The sequence below is a fragment of the Marivita sp. genome (assembly GCF_051859345.1).
GTDB lineage: Bacteria > Pseudomonadota > Alphaproteobacteria > Rhodobacterales > Rhodobacteraceae > Marivita.
Window position 1 is genome coordinate 112816 of record NZ_JBHYFV010000006.1, and the last position, 16890, is coordinate 129705.

General features: G+C 61.5%; 17 protein-coding genes. 7 read left to right on the forward strand and 10 right to left on the reverse strand.

Annotation, left to right across the window (positions count from 1 at the left end):
* Positions 1–80: 80 nt before the first annotated feature.
* A complete protein-coding gene (locus ACTIEN_RS06375; RefSeq protein WP_439522281.1) occupies positions 81–1640 on the reverse strand; it encodes a bifunctional metallophosphatase/5'-nucleotidase in 1560 nt (519 codons plus the stop codon).
* Between the two features lie 123 nt (positions 1641–1763).
* On the opposite strand from ACTIEN_RS06375, the gene ACTIEN_RS06380 reads away from it, so the two are divergent.
* Positions 1764–2144 (forward strand): DUF952 domain-containing protein, encoded by a 381-nt coding sequence (locus tag ACTIEN_RS06380; protein WP_439522282.1) that lies wholly within the window; start codon positions 1764–1766, stop codon positions 2142–2144.
* Positions 2141–3190: a quinone-dependent dihydroorotate dehydrogenase gene (locus tag ACTIEN_RS06385; RefSeq protein WP_439522283.1), complete on the forward strand. Its 1050-nt coding sequence runs from the start codon at positions 2141–2143 to the stop codon at positions 3188–3190. Before ACTIEN_RS06380 ends, ACTIEN_RS06385 begins: the two co-directional genes overlap by 4 nt.
* Before the next feature lie 104 nt (positions 3191–3294).
* Here ACTIEN_RS06385 and ACTIEN_RS06390 read toward each other — a convergent pair whose 3' ends face one another.
* From ACTIEN_RS06390 to ihfB, 3 genes are read right to left on the reverse strand one after another with little or no spacing between them, the layout of a single operon-like run.
* Positions 3295–3951 (reverse strand): phosphoribosylanthranilate isomerase, encoded by a 657-nt coding sequence (locus ACTIEN_RS06390; protein WP_439522284.1) that lies wholly within the window; start codon positions 3949–3951, stop codon positions 3295–3297.
* A 9-nt stretch (positions 3952–3960) separates the two neighbouring features.
* Positions 3961–4311: a lipopolysaccharide assembly protein LapA domain-containing protein gene (locus ACTIEN_RS06395; RefSeq protein ID WP_439522285.1), complete on the reverse strand. Its 351-nt coding sequence runs from the start codon at positions 4309–4311 to the stop codon at positions 3961–3963.
* Between the two features lie 6 nt (positions 4312–4317).
* The gene (gene ihfB, locus ACTIEN_RS06400; RefSeq protein ID WP_439522286.1) at positions 4318–4599 is read right to left on the reverse strand and encodes an integration host factor subunit beta; all 282 of its coding nucleotides are present in this window, start codon (positions 4597–4599) and stop codon (positions 4318–4320) included.
* 323 nt (positions 4600–4922) lie between these two features.
* Between ihfB and ACTIEN_RS06405 the strand changes: the two genes are divergently transcribed.
* A complete protein-coding gene (locus ACTIEN_RS06405) occupies positions 4923–5768 on the forward strand; it encodes a fumarylacetoacetate hydrolase family protein (RefSeq protein ID WP_439522287.1) in 846 nt (281 codons plus the stop codon).
* Between the two features lie 116 nt (positions 5769–5884).
* Here ACTIEN_RS06405 and ACTIEN_RS06410 read toward each other — a convergent pair whose 3' ends face one another.
* The 6 genes from ACTIEN_RS06410 to ACTIEN_RS06435 all read right to left on the reverse strand — a co-directional run bounded on the left by ACTIEN_RS06410 (position 5885) and on the right by ACTIEN_RS06435 (position 11996).
* Positions 5885–6916 carry an AbrB family transcriptional regulator gene (locus ACTIEN_RS06410; protein ID WP_439522288.1) on the reverse strand — a complete coding sequence of 344 codons (1032 nt, stop codon included), beginning with the start codon at positions 6914–6916 and terminating at the stop codon, positions 5885–5887.
* Positions 6906–7634: a citryl-CoA lyase gene (locus tag ACTIEN_RS06415; RefSeq protein WP_439522323.1), complete on the reverse strand. Its 729-nt coding sequence runs from the start codon at positions 7632–7634 to the stop codon at positions 6906–6908. Before ACTIEN_RS06415 ends, ACTIEN_RS06410 begins: the two co-directional genes overlap by 11 nt.
* 47 nt (positions 7635–7681) lie before the next feature.
* Positions 7682–8896, reverse strand: coding sequence for a CaiB/BaiF CoA transferase family protein (locus ACTIEN_RS06420; RefSeq protein WP_439522289.1), 1215 nt, complete (start codon positions 8894–8896; stop codon positions 7682–7684).
* A complete protein-coding gene (locus tag ACTIEN_RS06425; protein WP_439522290.1) occupies positions 8886–10400 on the reverse strand; it encodes a tripartite tricarboxylate transporter permease in 1515 nt (504 codons plus the stop codon). Before ACTIEN_RS06425 ends, ACTIEN_RS06420 begins: the two co-directional genes overlap by 11 nt.
* 11 nt (positions 10401–10411) lie before the next feature.
* Positions 10412–10900 carry a tripartite tricarboxylate transporter TctB family protein gene (locus tag ACTIEN_RS06430; protein ID WP_439522291.1) on the reverse strand — a complete coding sequence of 163 codons (489 nt, stop codon included), beginning with the start codon at positions 10898–10900 and terminating at the stop codon, positions 10412–10414.
* 109 nt (positions 10901–11009) lie between these two features.
* Positions 11010–11996: a tripartite tricarboxylate transporter substrate binding protein gene (locus ACTIEN_RS06435; RefSeq protein ID WP_439522292.1), complete on the reverse strand. Its 987-nt coding sequence runs from the start codon at positions 11994–11996 to the stop codon at positions 11010–11012.
* Positions 11997–12120: 124 nt separating this feature from the next.
* Here ACTIEN_RS06435 and ACTIEN_RS06440 point away from each other — a divergent pair, with 124 nt between their 5' ends.
* The 4 genes from ACTIEN_RS06440 to ACTIEN_RS06455 all read left to right on the forward strand — a co-directional run bounded on the left by ACTIEN_RS06440 (position 12121) and on the right by ACTIEN_RS06455 (position 16848).
* Positions 12121–12792, forward strand: a complete 672-nt coding sequence (locus ACTIEN_RS06440; protein WP_439522293.1) for a response regulator transcription factor — start codon at positions 12121–12123, stop codon at positions 12790–12792.
* Positions 12785–14158, forward strand: a complete 1374-nt coding sequence (locus ACTIEN_RS06445; RefSeq protein WP_439522294.1) for a sensor histidine kinase N-terminal domain-containing protein — start codon at positions 12785–12787, stop codon at positions 14156–14158. Before ACTIEN_RS06440 ends, ACTIEN_RS06445 begins: the two co-directional genes overlap by 8 nt.
* Entirely contained in the window at positions 14128–15156 is a 1029-nt protein-coding gene (locus ACTIEN_RS06450) for an ABC transporter substrate-binding protein (protein WP_439522295.1), read from the forward strand. Before ACTIEN_RS06445 ends, ACTIEN_RS06450 begins: the two co-directional genes overlap by 31 nt.
* A 216-nt stretch (positions 15157–15372) precedes the next feature.
* Positions 15373–16848 carry a fused MFS/spermidine synthase gene (locus ACTIEN_RS06455; protein WP_439522296.1) on the forward strand — a complete coding sequence of 492 codons (1476 nt, stop codon included), beginning with the start codon at positions 15373–15375 and terminating at the stop codon, positions 16846–16848.
* Positions 16849–16890 lie beyond the last annotated feature (42 nt).

The following is a 16890-nucleotide window of genomic DNA, read 5'->3' on the forward strand; positions in this document are numbered from 1 at the left end:
GGCCGGACACTTCTGCCCGACCTTTCAATCATGCTCAACTCATCCACAGATCGGACAGGACTGTCCGACCGGCGCGACGGTTACTGGTTCACGGTGATCCGGCCATCCGTGTAAGGCTGGTACGGCGCGTTTTCCGCAAGGTATTCAGCCGTCACATCCGCCAGATCGGGGCCGAAGTCATAGGCGTTGTCCGCATTGACGAACATCGCGAATCCGTCGCCGCCATTGCGCACAAAGTTGTTGGACACCGCGCCATAAACCTTGTCCATCTCGATTGGCGCACCACCAACCATCAGGTCAGAGACACGGCTTCCCGGCTCCTTGCTCAGATCGGCGGTAAAGCTCATGCCCGCCACCTGAAGGAACCGGCCAGAGCCGTCAGCAACCTGGCTCACGGCGTTCTCAAGCGCAGCGACAAGCGTTTCGCCGGTGATCTGGAAAGTGGACAGCGTGTTCTGGAACGGCAGCACGGTCAGCACTTCGCCCATCGTCACGTCACCCGCGTCGATCGAGGCGCGCAGACCGCCACTGTTGGCCAGCGCGACGTCGATGCCCTGATCCTTGACACGTTCGAGCATGGCATCGGCCACCAGATTGCCCATCGAGCATTCCATCACCCGGCAAACATCGCGGTTGCCTTCGATCGCTTCGGCGGTCGAGGCCACAACCTTGTTGCGGATCTCGTCAAGCGGTGCCGCCGCTTCGGTGATCCGCGCCTTGGTCGCTTCGTCCTCGGCCACGGCAGCATCCATGATCAATGGCGCACCGGCGGCTTCGGTCACGTTGCCCTCGTCGTCGAAGGTCACGTTCAACTCGCCCAGGAACTTGCCATAGGCATAGGCCTGCACGATGGCGGTGCTGCCGACCATTGTCGGATAGCTGCCGGCTGCGCCATCCATGTCCCCCAAAAGGGTGTTGGAGTGGCCGCCGACAATCACATCGACCCCGGTGGTGTTCTCGGCCACGCGAATGTCGGTGTTGTAGCCCGAATGGCTGAGCACGATGATCTTGTTCACACCTTCCTCGGTCAGGCGATCCACCTCTTGCTGCACGGCACCCACCGGATCGGTGAAGATCACGTTTGGACCGGGGCTGGCCAGTTCGGGTGTGTCCTGCGGTGTCAGGCCGATCAGACCCAGCTTTTCGCCGCCACGTTCGATGATCACAGATTTCTGGATCGCGTCGGCCAGCTGCGCCTCCCCCGAGATATCGGCATTCGACATCAGAACAGGGAATTGCACCGAATCAACAAAGCCGCGCAGAACCTCGGGGCCATCGTCGAATTCGTGGTTGCCCACGGTCATCGCGTCATAGCCCATCTGGTTCATCATCTCGGCCGCCAGCATGCCCTTGTAATAGGTGTAGAACAGCGTGCCCTGGAACTGGTCGCCGCCATCCACAAGGATGTGGTTGTTGGTGCGGGCCTTGGCGTCCCCGATGGCAGTCATCAGACGCGCTGAACCACCAAAGCATTCGCCGGCGGTGTTATCCTCGGCGGAACAACCGGAATCATAGGCGCTGATCGGCTCGAACCGGGCGTGGAAATCGTTGGTGTGCAGGATGGTCAGGGAATAATCCGCCTGAGCCACCCCTGCTGTCAGCGCCAGGGCTGCGGCGCTGCTGAGTAGTCGATATGACATGTGAGTCCTCTCTGTCGTCGTGTTATCGTTTATGGCGCAATCGTGCATCGCCACGCGGGGGGAGTCAAAACTTACGCAAGGGCCCCCGCAATTTTGCCTCTAACGCGCCCCTTCAACAGGCAGATGACATGGCTTGACGCGGCGGCGCGCAAGCGGCACATCGCGGGCATGATCTACAAAATCCTCCGCTCTGACGAATGGGCCGCGTTGCAGGCCAGTGGCGAAACCGTCGGTGCCCCGATCGACGGGGCCGATGGCTATGTGCATTTCTCGACCGCCACGCAGGCCGCCGAGACCGCCGCCAAGCATTTCGCGGGCATCGACGGCCTGATGTTGCTGGCCTATGACGAGGCCGCCATGATCGGCGATCTGCGCTGGGAACCGTCCCGCGGAGGCGCGCTCTTTCCGCATCTCTATGGCCCCTTGCGCCTTGCCGACATGGTCTGGGCGAAACCGCTGCCTTTGGGCGACACGGGCCACATCTTTCCGGACGACCTTGCATGAGCGCCCTTGAACAGGCCGGTCTGCGCCTGCTGCACCGGTTCGATCCCGAAACGGCCCATGGTCTGGCGCTACGGGCCTTGCAACTGGGCCTGTCTCCAACCACCGGCACGGTCACCAGCACACGCTTGCGTACATCGCTGGCCGGTCTGACGCTGGCCAACCCCGTGGGCCTTGCCGCCGGGTTTGACAAGAACGCAACTGCCCTAAGACCCCTGTCCCGCGCAGGGTTCGGCTTTATCGAGGTCGGCGCCGCAACCCCAAGGCCGCAACGCGGCAATCCCAAACCCCGGCTTTTTCGCCTGAGCGAAGATCGCGCCGTGATCAATCGCTTCGGGTTCAACAATGACGGCATGACGACCATCGCCTCGAGGCTGAAAGACCGCCCGCGTGACGCGATCATCGGTCTCAACCTTGGTGCCAACAAGGACAGCGACAACCGCGCGGGTGACTTCGCAACGGTGCTGGCCACATGCGCCCCGCATCTCGACTTTGCCACCGTCAACGTCAGTTCGCCCAACACCGAAAAACTGCGCGACCTTCAGGGCAAGGCGGCGCTGTCGGCCCTGCTCTCCGGGGTGATGGACACCAATAAAAGCCTCGAACGCCCGATTCCGATTTTCCTCAAGATCGCGCCTGACCTGAGCGAGACCGAAATCACCGACATTGCCGAGGTCGCATTGACCTGTGGCATCGACGGGTTGATCGCCACCAACACCACCACACAGAACCGCGATGGCCTCCTGTCGGTGCATGCGCAGGAAAAGGGTGGTCTGTCGGGCGCGCCATTGTTCGAGACATCCACCCGCGTCCTGGCGCAGCTTTACCGCGCGACCCAAGGTAAACTTCCGATCATCGGCGTCGGCGGCATCGCTTCGGCCAAGGACGCCTATGCCAAGATCAAGGCAGGTGCATCTGCGATCCAGCTTTACTCGGCCCTGACGTATAGAGGCCTTGGGCTGGTCCCGGAAATCGCAACCGGACTCGATGCCCTGCTCAAGCGCGATGGATACGCAAATGTTGCAGAGGCTGTCGGTTCGGGACACTGATCCCGGATCTTCTCAGGTTCAAGAATATCTTGGCGAAGGCCGAAGGCCGGGGACAGAGCCCGATTTTCCGTCAATAGATACTCCCGGACCTGTAGACGCGTCCGCTACCGCATCACCGGACTGCGCGTCGCCTCGACAAATGACCGGATCAGACCGGAGTCCTTGATCCCCGGCGATGCTTCGACCCCCGAGGACACATCGACCTGCTTGGCACCAGTGAGGGCAATCGCTTGTGCCACGTTCTCGGGCGTCAACCCGCCTGCCAGCATCCACGGAACCGACCAGCGCCGTGCAGAGATCAACCGCCAGTCAAATGTCACGCCATTGCCACCCGGCAGAACCGCGGTCTTGGGTGGTTTCGCATCGACCAGGATCTGGTCCGCCACTTCGGCATAGAGGTCCAGCGCCGCCACGTCTTCGGAATCCGCCACGCCCACCGCCTTTATCACCGGCAAGCCATAGCGCACCCGAACCTCTGTCACGCGCGCCGGGCTCTCGCCGCCATGCAACTGGATAAAGTCCAGCGGCACCTGTGCCATCAGGTCGTCGAGAAAGGCATCATCCGCATTCACCACCAGACCAACCTTGGCAAGACCGATCGGGGCCTCGACGGCCAGGTTTCGGGCCACGTCGAACGATACGAAACGAGGGCTTTTGGGAAAGAAGTTCAGGCCGATATAGGCCGCGCCCGCCTCGGCGCAGGCAGCTACGTCCTCGGGCCGGGTCAGCCCGCAGATTTTTGTGCGAATTCCGGGGGTCATGGAACGGGTCTAACTGGCCTCGTCAAGAAGTGCCAGAACCTCGTCCTTGTCCTTGTCCCGCTCCGCCTTGGTGCGACGCAGTTCGCGTTCAAGCTTCTTGACCTCGGCCTGACGTTGGGCTGCCGCCGCACGATGCTTGTGTTCACGCAGCCATTCCCAGACAAAGCCAATCAACAGTCCGGCGATGATCCCGCCAAAGATCACGATGAACAGGGGCAGTTCGACCGACCGGTTCATTCCTGTCAGATCGGCCATGCCCGATGGCAACAGCTGAAGCATGACCATGCCACGGTTTGCCAAAGCCACGGACACCAGCACGATGGCCAGAACCGCAAGAAATGCATAGCGAATGTATCGCATCAGTTTTTACTTCCCGTTTAATCTGTCTCGCAGCAGCTTGCCGGTCTTGAAGAACGGCACATGTTTTTCCTCGACCTCGACCGCCTCACCCGTGCGGGGATTGCGTCCCACACGCGCCTCACGCCGTTTGACCGAGAACGCACCGAAGCCGCGAAGCTCCACCCGATCACCCCGCGCCATGGCGTCGATGATTTCTTCAAAAATGGTGTTCACAATACGTTCAACATCGCGCTGGTACAAATGCGGATTGTCGTCGGCAATTTTTTGAATCAACTCAGACCTTATCATAGCCTCGCATCCCCTTGGTCGAACACAACTTTGAACTGTGTTCTTGCGACCGAGTATACGCAGGACATCGCAAGACGGAAACCATAGCCTTTGCGACAAAGTCAGAAAGTTGTGGCATATGAGGTGCTTCAGGGCCGTTCCCGGTCTCGATTTCCGGCGAACTGTCGCCGACGGGCGTCTTCTGCCGTGTTGAGATCACATTACGATTCGGGTCGACAAACCGTGCCAAACCGGGTGTGATCACGCCCCGAACCGGGACTTGGGGCTGGACTTCTGCCATGCCGCTGGCTCATTACGGGCGCATCATTTCGGAGGGGGAAATAATGAAATTGCTGCGTTTTGGAGAGACCGGAACAGAAAAGCCCGGATTGCTGGATGATGGTGGCACGATCCGCGATCTGTCCGCCCATGTCGATGATATCGCCGGTGCCGACCTGTCCGATGCCGTTCTGGAGCGACTGCGCGCAATTGACCCGGACACCTTGCCGATTGTCGATTCAACATCCCGGATCGGGCCCTGTGTCGGCAATGTCGGCAAACTGATCGGCATTGGCCTCAATTTTGCGGACCACGCGGCCGAAGCCAACATGGCGCTGCCCGAAGAACCGATTGTGTTCTTCAAGGCCACGTCCTGCATCTCGGGGCCCAACGATCCTGTGCATATCCCGCGCGGATCGAACAAGACCGACTGGGAGGTCGAACTTGGTGTCGTGATCGGGACCACCGCGAAATATGTGACCGAAGCAGACGCACTGAACCACGTTGCCGGGTATTGCATCGTCAATGATGTCAGTGAGCGCGATTTTCAGCTGCACCGCTCGGGCCAATGGGTCAAAGGCAAATCCGCAGACACTTTCGGCCCGCTGGGCCCTTGGCTGGTGACGCGCGATGCCATCGCCGACCCGCAGGACCTTGCCATGACGCTGACCGTGAACGGCAAGACCATGCAGGACGGATCGACCCGGACCATGCATTTTTCAGTCGCAACCGTGATCGCGCATCTGTCACAGTTCATGACCCTGCATCCGGGTGACGTCATTGCAACCGGGACACCTCCGGGTGTCGGCATGGGTCTGAACCCCCCGGTTTTCCTCAAACCGGGGGATGAAATGACGCTGGCCATCGAAGGGCTTGGCACGCAGCGTCAAAGCGTCATTGCAGCACCATAGACCGTACGGTTGGTCGGCGGCTTTCGCGTCCTGCGTACGAGGCCGTCGCGCCAATCGCGCTGTGTGGCTGTTGATGCAAGATGGTCAGCCACCGGATTTGAGCAGCGCCGGTGTCGTCAAAGTGACCGGTGACGCATCACAAACATTGGGATCAATATCCCAAGAACAAGCAGCCGAAAAACGTGATGTCCTGCAACGAAGGCAGGCTCCAAACCCGTTTCCACGGCAAGCGCAGCCATGATCTCGACCCCGCCCGGAGCAAACGCCAGCAGGAGCGCAGCCGGCGGCAAGCCGGTGATCCGCGCTGCAACAATCGCTCCAACAGCCGCAACGGCGCAGACCATCAAGGTCAGGACAACACCCGCAGACAGGGCGCTGGCAAGTTCGCGTTTGCCAAACCCGCGGAACCGCGTGCCGATCAATGACCCCATACAGACAAACGCCGCAACCGTGAGCCATGACGGAATTGCTCCGGGCGTGACGCTGGTCCCATGACCGACGCTCGAGACAAGCATTGCCCCGATCAAAAGTGGTGCCGGCACCTGCAAGCGCTTGAACAGAAGCCCTGCGGCAATCGCCACCGGAAAGGTCATGGCAAGTGCCAAGGGTGCAATCGTGCCGTGATCGACAAGCCGCGACGTCCCCGCAACCCCCCAGAACGAGACCAGAACCGGCACCAGGAGGGTCAGAAGAAGCACCCGAACGGACTGCACCAAGGCGACCTGCCGAACATCAGCGGCGATGTCCGCAGAGATGCTTAGAACATAACTCAGGTGTCCGGGCGCGGCCGACATGAGCGCAGTCATCCTGTCAAAGCCGAAACCGCGCATCAGGACGGTCTTGCCCAGCATCAGCGCCACAAGAAGCGTGGTGCCAAGCACAAACAGCGACAAGGGCCATGCCATTGCGGTGTCGATCACCTCTGGTGTCACGGTGCTTCCGATTGTGATTCCGATCAGCAGAAACACCCCGTCGCGCAGAAGTGGCGGGATCATCGTCGGCATGCCAAGGATTGTCGCCACGGACACAGCAGCCGCTGGTCCGGTCAGCACCGCCGCCGGAAAGCCGATCAGCCAGAACAGCGCCGCACCCGCTGCACCGACCGCCAGCGTTCCAAGCGCCTCGACCCAGGCGCGCTTATTCCCCATCATAGGTCCAAAGATAGGCTGGCGGCGTCGGCCCCTTGTTGCGCCCGCCCTGCTGCATCTGTTCCCACGAATGTGCCAGCAGCCCGACAGAGCGCGACAGGCAAAAAAAGCCCCGCGCCAAAGGTGCCGGGCAATCCAGTTCAGCATAGATTACCGCCGTGGCTCCATCAATGTTCATCGGCACCGGCGCACCGCGTTTCGCTGCCAGATGGGCTTCGATGGCGCGGGCTGCTGCGGCATATGTGCCGGACACGGCGCCGGTTGCGGTGGCATCGTCCACCAGTTCCAGAAGGCGCAAAGCGCGGGGATCGGCAGGTGTGTGAAAGCGGTGCCCGAACCCCGGCAGATAGCGACCATGTTCGGCCTGCCAGGTGTCGAGCGTGTCAGCCAACGCTTCGGGTCCGGCATTCGCGACGCCGTGATACAGCGCGACCGCCTGCTCTCCTGCTCCGCCATGCACATTGCCAAGCATGTTCAGCCCGGTGGCCATTGCCGATTGCAACCCAACCCCGCAGGTCGCGGCCATGCGCGCAGCGGCGATCGAAGGGGCTTGCGGACCGTGATCCACGGCTGCCACCAAGGCCGCCTCGAACAGCGCGGCGCGCGCACCCTCGATGGTCTCACCGGTCACCATCAGCCAGATCATCTGGGCAAAGCCGGTTCTCCCGATCAAATCCTGTACGGGGTGACCGCGCAGGTGAATGCGGCCCGGTTCCATGTCGATGATTTTTGTTCGCCACCAATCGGCAACGTCATGCCCGTCGTTCAAATCACGCCCTCCGCTCGCAACTGCGCGATGTCTTCGCCGGAATAGCCCAGATCACGCAGGATGTCCTCGCTGTCGGCACCAAGTTCCGGTGGCGGCGTTGTCACGGCTGGACGGCCCCCGTCGATCATTGCGCCGATGCGGGCCACGTCAATCGCACGGCCAACGCCCGGCACGTCTTCGAACCGCGTCAGAAACGCGCGACCTGCCACCTGTGGATGCGCAAGGATGTCCGGCACGCGCATCACGGCCCCCGACGGTACACCGGCCGCGTTCAATTCCCGCGCCCAATCTTCCGCCGGGCGGGTTGTCAGCACGGTTTCCAGTTCGGCCTTGAGGCGCAGCCGGTTGCGTTTGCGATCTTCACGCGTGGCGAAAGCGGGCATCTCGAGAAGGTCAACCCGCCCCAGATGGGTGGCCAGAATTTCCCACTGTTCGTCTTTGTTCGCGGCAATATTCATCAGTCCGTCGGCACATTGAAACGCGCCGGATGGTGCCGATGTGGGATTCTCGTTGCCAAGTGGCACAGGGTCCACCCCACCGATCAGGTGGTTGGACACAATCCAACCCATGGTCGCCAGCACGGACTCCAACATCGAGACGTCGATGAACCCGCCACGCGTCGGCGCGTTCAGCGCGGCGCAGATCATCATTGCGGCGGTCAATCCGCCAACTGTATCGCCAATTGGATAGCCCACGCGCAAGGGCGCGCTTTGGGCATCGCCAGTGATGGACATCACACCTGACAGCCCCTGGATGATCTGATCATAGGCGGGTCGGTCCGCCCAGGGACCGTCCTGCCCGAAGCCAGAGATCGCGCAGTAGATCAGCCCGGCATTTTCTGCCTTCAGCGTCTCGTACCCAAGGCCGAGCCGGTCCATGACGCCGGGACGGAAGTTTTCGACCACCACATCCGCCGTCCTGACAAGGCGCTGGAATGCAGCCTTGCCGCGCGGGTCCTTGAGGTTCAGCGCAAGCGACTTCTTTCCGGCATTCTGCGCCAGAAAGCTGATCCCCATGCCACGCGCCGACAGGTCCGGATCAGCGCCAAGATTGCGGGCCAGATCGCCCTTGCCGACCGCTTCGACCTTGATCACCTCTGCACCCAGATGGGCAAGTTGATGACAGGCGAAAGGACCGGCAAGAACATTGGTCAGGTCAAGCACACGGATCTTGGAAAGGGGCCTTCGTGCCGCCTCGCCGTCAGTCACCATCGGCAACACCCTCGGCCCGCTTGCGCGCGCGGTAGGCACGGAAGCTCGGCAGGACCACCAGCAAGACCGCCAGCCCCAGCAGCCCCAGTGTCATTGGGCGTTCCAGCACGAAATCAAAGCCGCCATACAGCTGCATCGCCCGGGCAAAGTTGTTCTCGAGCATCACGCCAAGGATGAACCCGATCAACAGCGGTGCCAGCGGATAATCCGCAAACCGCAGGATCGTCGCGATCACGCCAAAGCCCACCAGGATCAGCAGTTCGGTGGAATTGTTCTGCCCCAGATAACTGCCCATCAACGTGAAAAACAGGATGAAGGGAATCAGGAAGGTGCGCGGAATGGTCAGGATCTTCGCGATATACGGGATCAACGGCAGGTTCAGAACCAGCAACACCAGATTGCCGATATACATGGAAATGATCACGGCCCAGAACACATCCGGTTCATCTACCATCAGCCGCGGCCCCGGTGTGACGTTCAGTGCCAACAACGCGCCGAGCAGGATCGCGGTGGTTCCCGAGCCCGGAATGCCCAGCGTCAGCAGCGGCACGAAAGACCCCGTACAGGCAGCGTTGTTGGCAGATTCGGGCGCGGCAATGCCCTTGATCGACCCCTTGCCGAATTCTGCCTGTTCGGCCCCTTTGGCGATGTTGCGTTCCACCGCATAGCCCAGGAAGGATGCGATCGTCGCCCCGGCACCCGGCAGCACCCCGATGAAGAAGCCCTGAATGGATTGACGCCCGATCACCGGCGCGATGCTACGCGCCTCGGAGCGCGAAATCCGCAGCCCGCTGATCTTGCCGCCATCGTCTGTGGCGGCGCGGGCGGGGTTCATGACCAGAAACAACGCTTCTGGAAGGGCGAACATCGCCATGGCCAGCGTGATGAACGAAAACCCGGATTGCAGATCCATCAAACCAAAGGTGAAACGCGGTGTGTTCGACAGCGCCCCTTCCCCGACAGTGCCCAGCATCAGCCCGAGGATCGTCATCATCAGCGCCTTGGCGACCTGTCCCGTGCCGGCAAACGCGGCGATGGCCGACAGCCCCACGACCATCAGCGCGAAATACTCGGCCGAATGGAACAGTAGTGCCACGGTGGACAGGGCGGGCGCGAACACCATCAAGAGGATCGCGCCGATTGTGCCGCCCGCGAAACTGGCGATGGCGGCAATGGTCAGCGCCTTGCCCGCCTGCCCCTTGCGGGCCAGCGGATAGCCATCGAACGAGGTGGCGACCGTGCCTGCGACCCCCGGCGCATTCAGCAGGATGGACGAGGTGGAACCTCCAAAAATCGCGCCGTAATAGACACCGGACAGCAGGATCAACGCGGATGTCGGATCACCGATGCCGATGGCCACCGGGATCATGATCGCAATGATCGACATGGGTCCAAGTCCCGGCAACATGCCGATCAACGTGCCGATGATGCAACCCATCACCACCATGACAAGGTTGAAAGGTGTTACGGCCGTGCTCAGTCCGATCAGGATACCTTCAATCATCTTCCTGCTCCTTACATGAACATGCCGGGCCAGGGGCGCAGGAAGATTCCCAACACCTCTTGCACCAGATACCAGATCGAGCCTGCCGCGATCACGGCAACCGGAATCAGGATGTGAAAACGCCGCTCACCAAGGATCAGAGAACCGATCAGCAGAAAGCCGACGGTCGCCCCGACAAATCCCAAGGGGCGCAGCATCAATGCATAGGCGACCATCAGGGCGATCAGCGCCAAAGCCTGCCCAATCTTGTAGTCCCCGAGGCGGGTCAGATCGATCGCCCCATCTTTCTTGGTCTCTCCCGGCGCGCGCTTGGCACCGAACAGAATGATGAAACCGACGATCAGCCCCAGAATTGTCAGGATTTTCGGGAATGTCGATGGCCAGACCGGATTGCGCCTCAGGATTGGCGGCAACTGGTCGTCCATTGTGAAAAATGTGGCATAGCCATAGACGCAGCACAGCGTGATAAAGGCCAGCGCAATCCAACGATCAAGCGCCATCGGTGGTCCCTCCCCCAGGAAATTCAGTTCAAAGTTGGCGCGGATGCCCCTTCGAGATTGGGGCATCCGTCTTGAAGTGTCATGCCACCAGAGGCGACAGTTTCGTGGCTCAAAGGAACCCGAGTTCACGCATCAGATCGCCGATCTGGGTTTCCTGTGCCTCCAGGAAGTTGGTGAATTCGTCACCGGGATAGAAGATGTTGACCAGTCCCATGCGGGCCCGGACTTTTTCCCATTCAGGGGTTTCCATCATCTTGGCCAACATGTCCTGATAGGCGGCCAGCTTTTCCTCTGGAAGGCCGGGGGCAGCAAAGAACCCGCGCCAGTTCACGAATTGTGCGTCGATCCCCATTTCCTTGAAGCTGGGCGCGGCGTCATAAGCCGGGACACGCTCGGGCGAGGTGACACCCAGAATGCGGACTTCGCCCTGGGACGCCAACGCGATCGCTTCCGAGAATCCTGTGGAAAGCGCCTTGATCTCACCCGAAAGGAGACCGGCCATGGCTTCGCCGCCGGCGTCATAGCCGATGTAGTTGAAGGCGGTCGGATCTTCGCCCGCGCCTTGCATGATGATCGCGGCAACAAGGTGGTCCATACCACCGGGAACCGAACCGCCACCGATGGTCAGGGCGTCGGGATCTTCGCGGTACAGCGCCAGCGCCTCTTCCATCGACGTGATCGGGCTGTCGGCGAGGACGACCAGCGCCGCATAGTCTCCGACGGTTCCGGCGACCATCGTCAGGTCACGGAAGCTTTGCGAGATTTCGCCGGTCAGGGCGCGGATCACGATGGGCGTGGAGTTGACCATCAACGTACCTTCGCTGCTGGCCGCGTTTTCGATCAGGTTGGCAATGGCCACACCGCCGCCGCCGCCGGACAGGTTTTCGAAGGTCGCATTGCCGACAAGGCCAGCGTTCATCAGCGCCTCACCCGTGCCGCGCGCCGTGCCGTCCCAACCACCACCGGCACCGCCGGGGATCAGGAAATGCACGGACTCCATCATCTGGTGTCCGTCGGCCTTGGCCATTCCGAGCATTGCAAAACTTGTCATTGCCGTTGCGATCAATGCACGGCGGGTCCACCCATAGGTGTTCATTGGTATTCCTCCCATTTGACAGGCGGTCCTCTGCCGCCCATAAATCCATTTAATCACGAAAAGCTGACAGAACCCTGACAAGTGTCCTGGGCCAGTCATTGTGCGGAGATGCGGGGGGTGTCGCGTGCGTTATCTTCTGGTCGAGGACAACATCGAACTTGCCGAAGCTGTCACCAAACGACTGGCGCTGGACGGACATGCCGTCGATCACGCGACGACTCTGACCGGGGCCGAAGACTGTCTTGCCGGTGCAACCTATGACCTGATCCTGCTGGACGTGATGCTTCCCGACGGGGACGGGCGCGATTTTCTGGCGCGCAACCGCGCCCATCTTGAAACTCCGGTGATTGTGCTGACCGCCCGCAGCCAGGTCTCGGACCGCGTCGGAGCGCTCGATCAGGGGGCGGATGACTACATCACCAAACCTTTCGACTTTTCCGAACTCGAGGCCCGCTGCCGCGCCGTTCTGCGCCGTCGGGGCGGCACGGCGCGCAACGAGATCGCGCTTGGGCCTGTCTCGTTCGATCTGCTTGCCGGAACCTTGCGACGCGGTGACGACACGTTGGAACTGCGCAGTCGGGAAATCCGCCTGTTGGAGGTGTTCGCCCGCAGTCCCGGCCAGATCCTGTCGAAGTCGCATCTCATGGACCGATTGTTTTCCTATGACACCACCGTCACAGAAAACGCGATCGAGGTTTATGTCGGTCGGTTACGGCGTCGGATCGACCCGATGGGCCTGCGGATCGAAACCGTGCGTGGCCAGGGATACCGGATAGAGACCGGAGGAAATGACTAGACACCGATCCATCGGCAGACGCCTGACGCTGTTGCTGGCGGTTGTGGCGGCCCTCTTGTCCGTGCTCAGTTGGGCCATGGTGACGGCGCTGGCGCGCGAGGCGACTCAGCGCACCCAAGACAACGTGCTGGCGGCCTCGGTCACGACGATTGCCGAAACCTTGCGCAGCGAACAGGGCGAAGTGCGGCTGGAACTGCCCTATGCCGCCTTTGCCATGCTCGGCGCGATCAGCGAAGACCGTGTGTTCTACCGCGTGACGGCGAACGAGCAAACCCTGACGGGCTACGGCGATCTGCCGTCCTTCGAAGCGGGGCGGCAAGGGCGGGTGATGTTCCATACCTCGGACTATCGCGGGGCCGCGATCCGCATGGCCGCGACGACGCGGGTGATCTCTGTGGGGGACGGACAAACGCCGGTCACGGTCACCGTTGCGCAGACCCGCGATGGCGCCGGGGCCATCGCCTCGGACCTGTCGCAGCTCGCGGCATTCCTGTCAGTCGCCTTCTTTGCGGTGGCGGTGGCGCTATCGGCAATCGTGGCGGCCACGTCGCTGCGACCCCTGAATGAAATCGCGGCGGCCGTGTCGCGGCGCGGACCTTCGGATCTGCGTCCGGTGCAACGCGCCGCGCCGACGGAACTTGTACCGCTCCTGTCGGCACTGAACCGGTTGATGGACCGGTTGCGGAACTCGATCCGCCGGTCCGAGGATTTCATCGCCGAGGCCGCCCATCGCATTCGCACACCGCTCGCGACCGTGCGCGCACAAGCGGAAATCGCGTTGCGCACGGTACAGGGCGACACCGAAAAGGACCGCTTACGGCGGATCATCCGCGCGGTGGATGAAAGCTCCCGCTCGGCGGGGCAGTTGCTGGATCATGCCACGGTTGCCTATCGAACCGAAAACCTGACGCGGGACCGGCTGGACCTGGCCGAACTGGCCGCAGACACGCTTGCCGCGATGGAACCCACAGCGTCGATGCGCGACATCCGCCTGCAACTGGACGGCGCACCGGCACCCATTGCAGGCGATGCGATCCTGCTCGAAAGCGCAATTCGCAACGTTGTGGACAACGCCATAAAATACTCGCCCGAAGACACAAACGTGATCCTCCGTATCACCTGCACCGCCGACGAAGCCCGGCTCGAGGTCTGCGACGAAGGACCGGGGCTTGGCGAAGAACCGTTTGACAGTCTGACCGAACGGTTCCGCCGCGGCGCGAACACTGGCGGCATCGTCGGATCAGGGCTGGGTCTGACCATCGTCGCCGAGGTCCTGGCAGCGCATGGCGGCCGACTCGAGCTTGCCTCATCCAACACCAGCGAAAGGAGCGGCGCATGCGTTTGCTTGGTCTTGCCTTCAGCCTGATCTTTTGGACGGCCAGCGTCGCCAGCGCGCTGGAGGTCGAAGAACACCAGCTCTTCCCCGGTAGCGGTGAGCGCGTGCTGAAGGTGTTGTCGACCACCGACCTTGACCTTTTCGCACCCTATGTTCTGGGGTTTCAGGCAATCCGGCCGGACATCGCGGTGGATTACACCGTGGTGTCGTCAAGCGAACTGCATCGGGCGATCCGTGACGGCGCGCAATTCGATCTGGCGATTTCTTCGGCTATGGATCTGCAATTCCAGCTGGCCAATGACGGGTTTGCCCTGCCCTACCGGTCCGATGCGGTGGCAGAGCTGCCCGACTGGGCGCGCTGGCGCAATCTGATCTTTGCCATCACCGCGGAACCGGCAGTTGTGGTCATCAACAAGGATCGCTTTGCCGGTCTTGATCTGCCTGCCACCCGTCAGGATCTGATTGGATTGCTGCGCGACAATCCCGACCGCTTCGCTGGCGCGGTGGGCACCTACGATGTGCGCGACAGCGGTCTGGGCTATCTCTTCGCAACGCAGGAAGACCGGGCCACGGATGCTTTCTGGCGCCTGAACGAGGTCATGGGGCGGCTTCGACCTCTGCTGTACTGTTGCTCGGCTCAGATGATCGACGATGTCGGCACGGGGCGTCTCGCGCTGGCCTACAACGTGCTGGGCAGCTACGCCGCCGACCGGTTGGAGGTAGATGAGCGCGGCCGGACACAAATCCTGCAAATGCAGGATTTCACAAACGTCATGCTGCGCACCGTGCTGATCCCCGCCACCGCACAGGAAACCCAAGCGGCGGGCGCGATGATCGACCTGCTTTCCACGCTGGGGATGCGCAATCTGCCCGGCGACTGGCCATTGCCTCCGCTGAGCCTTTCGGGCCCCCTGGAAAGCTCGGGTTTCGGTCCGATCCGCCTCGGGCCTGCCCTGATGGTGTATCTCGATCCGCTGAACAGGCGCAATTTCCTGACCGAATGGGAAAACGCAATGGAGCAGCAATAAGGTCTTGGCCCCATCTCGCAAGGCCATTGGCCGCTCTCAAACTGACGGTTCTCGGGTGGTTTGACTCACGCAGCGATCGACCCGAAACGGGCCTTGTCGATTTGCGGTCCCAGAACACATGGAGCAGACAGATCAGTCGTTTCTTGCGGCATGGCACCGATGAATTAGGTATGTCAGGCAAGGTGGCTCGGACCAGGAATAGTCGGGGAAGATATCATGCAGTTCTGGATCACGATCAGCCTGATCCTTGTCCTGTCCACGATCGGATTGACCTACGAAATTGCGGCCGGTCGCGTGCTTGCACCTTTTTTCGGCACCTCGCTGGTGACCTGGACCGCGGTGATCGCGACCATTTTGGCCGGATTCTCGGTGGGCAGCGCGCTTGGTGGACTCGTGGCGGAAAAAGAACGGCATGAGGCGACAAGAACCGTTCAAAAGGCGCTGGTTGCGACGGCGATCTTGATGGCACTGTCGCCCACCGTGCTTGGCCTGATCTACGCTCTGGGCGCACGGGACACCGGCGGGATGCTTCTTGCTGTTTTCGTCGCCTTCTTCCCGGCGTCGGTGCTTGTGACATTGCCATCGCCGCTGCTGGCCAGACTGGCGGTCGAGGCGCGACCGGGGCGGGAAGGCTCATCGCTTGGGCTTGTTCTGGCGGCGGGGTCGCTTGGCGCGATTTTCGGTGCGATCCTTGCGGGTTTTGTCGCGCTGCCGCTGGTCGGTTCGGTGGCCACCTTTGCGGGGTGCGCAATCGTGGCGCTGCTCTGTGTCCCGTTCATCAAGGGCAAATCACCGCGCGACGGCGGCAGTGACCAGAACACCGACCCAAGACGTTTGCTTGGGGTTGCGGGGGGTGTCATCCTGTTGAGCTTTGTCAGTGGTCCGGTCTGCCGCTACGAATCCGGGCTGTCCTGTATCGACGTGGTGGCCCAGGGCAGCACCGTTTTCCTGTATTCCGACCGCACCCAGCAGGCGGCCGAGCGGACTTTGACGAACGCGGACACACCCCAAGCGCCCCCCGACCTTGTGATGCCCTATGCGCAATGGATCTGGGCACGCATGGATCGCGATCTGGGGCCAGAGCCTTCGGTTCTGTTCATCGGTGGCGGCGGGTATACCCTTCCGACCAAGCTGTTGGAAACGCGACCCACGGCGCAGGCGGTCGCGGTGGAAATTGATCCGCTTGTCACGAATGTTGTGCGCCAGCACCTGCCTTGGGCCGGGGCGATGATCAAACGTGCAGGGTATGATGCGCAGTCCCGACGCGCTGACGAGGCTGGACGTTTGGGCATCGTCCACGCAGATGGTCGGGTGTTTCTGAACGAGACACATCGCGCGTTCGACGCCGTTGTGATGGACGCATTTTCGTCAGGGTCTGTCCCGGCGCATCTTGCCACGATGGAAACCTACACACGGCTTCGGTCAATCGTTGACGGGCCGGTCTATGTGAACCTGATCGATGTTCCCGATGGTCCTCTTGCCCGCGGCATTCATGCTATCCTCAGCGACCTTTACCCACATATCGACACGGTACAGGGTCCGATCAGCACGCGCGGGCGGGCGAATATCGTGCTGGCAGCATCTGCGACGCCTCTCGTACCGTTGAAGGCGCTGCCAACCGGATATGACCCTGTGCGGATCACGCCCGGACGTGCATTTACCGATGATCGTGGCTGGGTCGGTCACCGCTAGACGCCCAATCGCCCGAAGACATCTCGGACCAACGGTGTCCAA

What these genes read in the sequence shown, in the direction of transcription:
- ACTIEN_RS06455 (WP_439522296.1), top strand. Translation starts at nt 15,373, where the DNA reads ATGCAGTTCTGGATCACGATCAGCCTGATCCTTGTCCTGTCCACGATC.
- ACTIEN_RS06380 (WP_439522282.1), top strand. Translation starts at nt 1,764, where the DNA reads ATGACATGGCTTGACGCGGCGGCGCGCAAGCGGCACATCGCGGGCATG.
- ACTIEN_RS06430 (WP_439522291.1), bottom strand. Translation starts at nt 10,900, where the DNA reads ATGGCGCTTGATCGTTGGATTGCGCTGGCCTTTATCACGCTGTGCTGC.
- ACTIEN_RS06395 (WP_439522285.1), bottom strand. Translation starts at nt 4,311, where the DNA reads ATGCGATACATTCGCTATGCATTTCTTGCGGTTCTGGCCATCGTGCTG.
- ACTIEN_RS06375 (WP_439522281.1), bottom strand. Translation starts at nt 1,640, where the DNA reads ATGTCATATCGACTACTCAGCAGCGCCGCAGCCCTGGCGCTGACAGCA.
- ACTIEN_RS06385 (WP_439522283.1), top strand. Translation starts at nt 2,141, where the DNA reads ATGAGCGCCCTTGAACAGGCCGGTCTGCGCCTGCTGCACCGGTTCGAT.
- ACTIEN_RS06435 (WP_439522292.1), bottom strand. Translation starts at nt 11,996, where the DNA reads ATGAACACCTATGGGTGGACCCGCCGTGCATTGATCGCAACGGCAATG.
- ACTIEN_RS06410 (WP_439522288.1), bottom strand. Translation starts at nt 6,916, where the DNA reads ATGGGGAATAAGCGCGCCTGGGTCGAGGCGCTTGGAACGCTGGCGGTC.
- ACTIEN_RS06415 (WP_439522323.1), bottom strand. Translation starts at nt 7,634, where the DNA reads ATGGAACCGGGCCGCATTCACCTGCGCGGTCACCCCGTACAGGATTTG.
- ACTIEN_RS06420 (WP_439522289.1), bottom strand. Translation starts at nt 8,896, where the DNA reads ATGGTGACTGACGGCGAGGCGGCACGAAGGCCCCTTTCCAAGATCCGT.
- ihfB (WP_439522286.1), bottom strand. Translation starts at nt 4,599, where the DNA reads ATGATAAGGTCTGAGTTGATTCAAAAAATTGCCGACGACAATCCGCAT.
- ACTIEN_RS06450 (WP_439522295.1), top strand. Translation starts at nt 14,128, where the DNA reads ATGCGTTTGCTTGGTCTTGCCTTCAGCCTGATCTTTTGGACGGCCAGC.
- ACTIEN_RS06445 (WP_439522294.1), top strand. Translation starts at nt 12,785, where the DNA reads ATGACTAGACACCGATCCATCGGCAGACGCCTGACGCTGTTGCTGGCG.
- ACTIEN_RS06405 (WP_439522287.1), top strand. Translation starts at nt 4,923, where the DNA reads ATGAAATTGCTGCGTTTTGGAGAGACCGGAACAGAAAAGCCCGGATTG.
- ACTIEN_RS06390 (WP_439522284.1), bottom strand. Translation starts at nt 3,951, where the DNA reads ATGACCCCCGGAATTCGCACAAAAATCTGCGGGCTGACCCGGCCCGAG.
- ACTIEN_RS06425 (WP_439522290.1), bottom strand. Translation starts at nt 10,400, where the DNA reads ATGATTGAAGGTATCCTGATCGGACTGAGCACGGCCGTAACACCTTTC.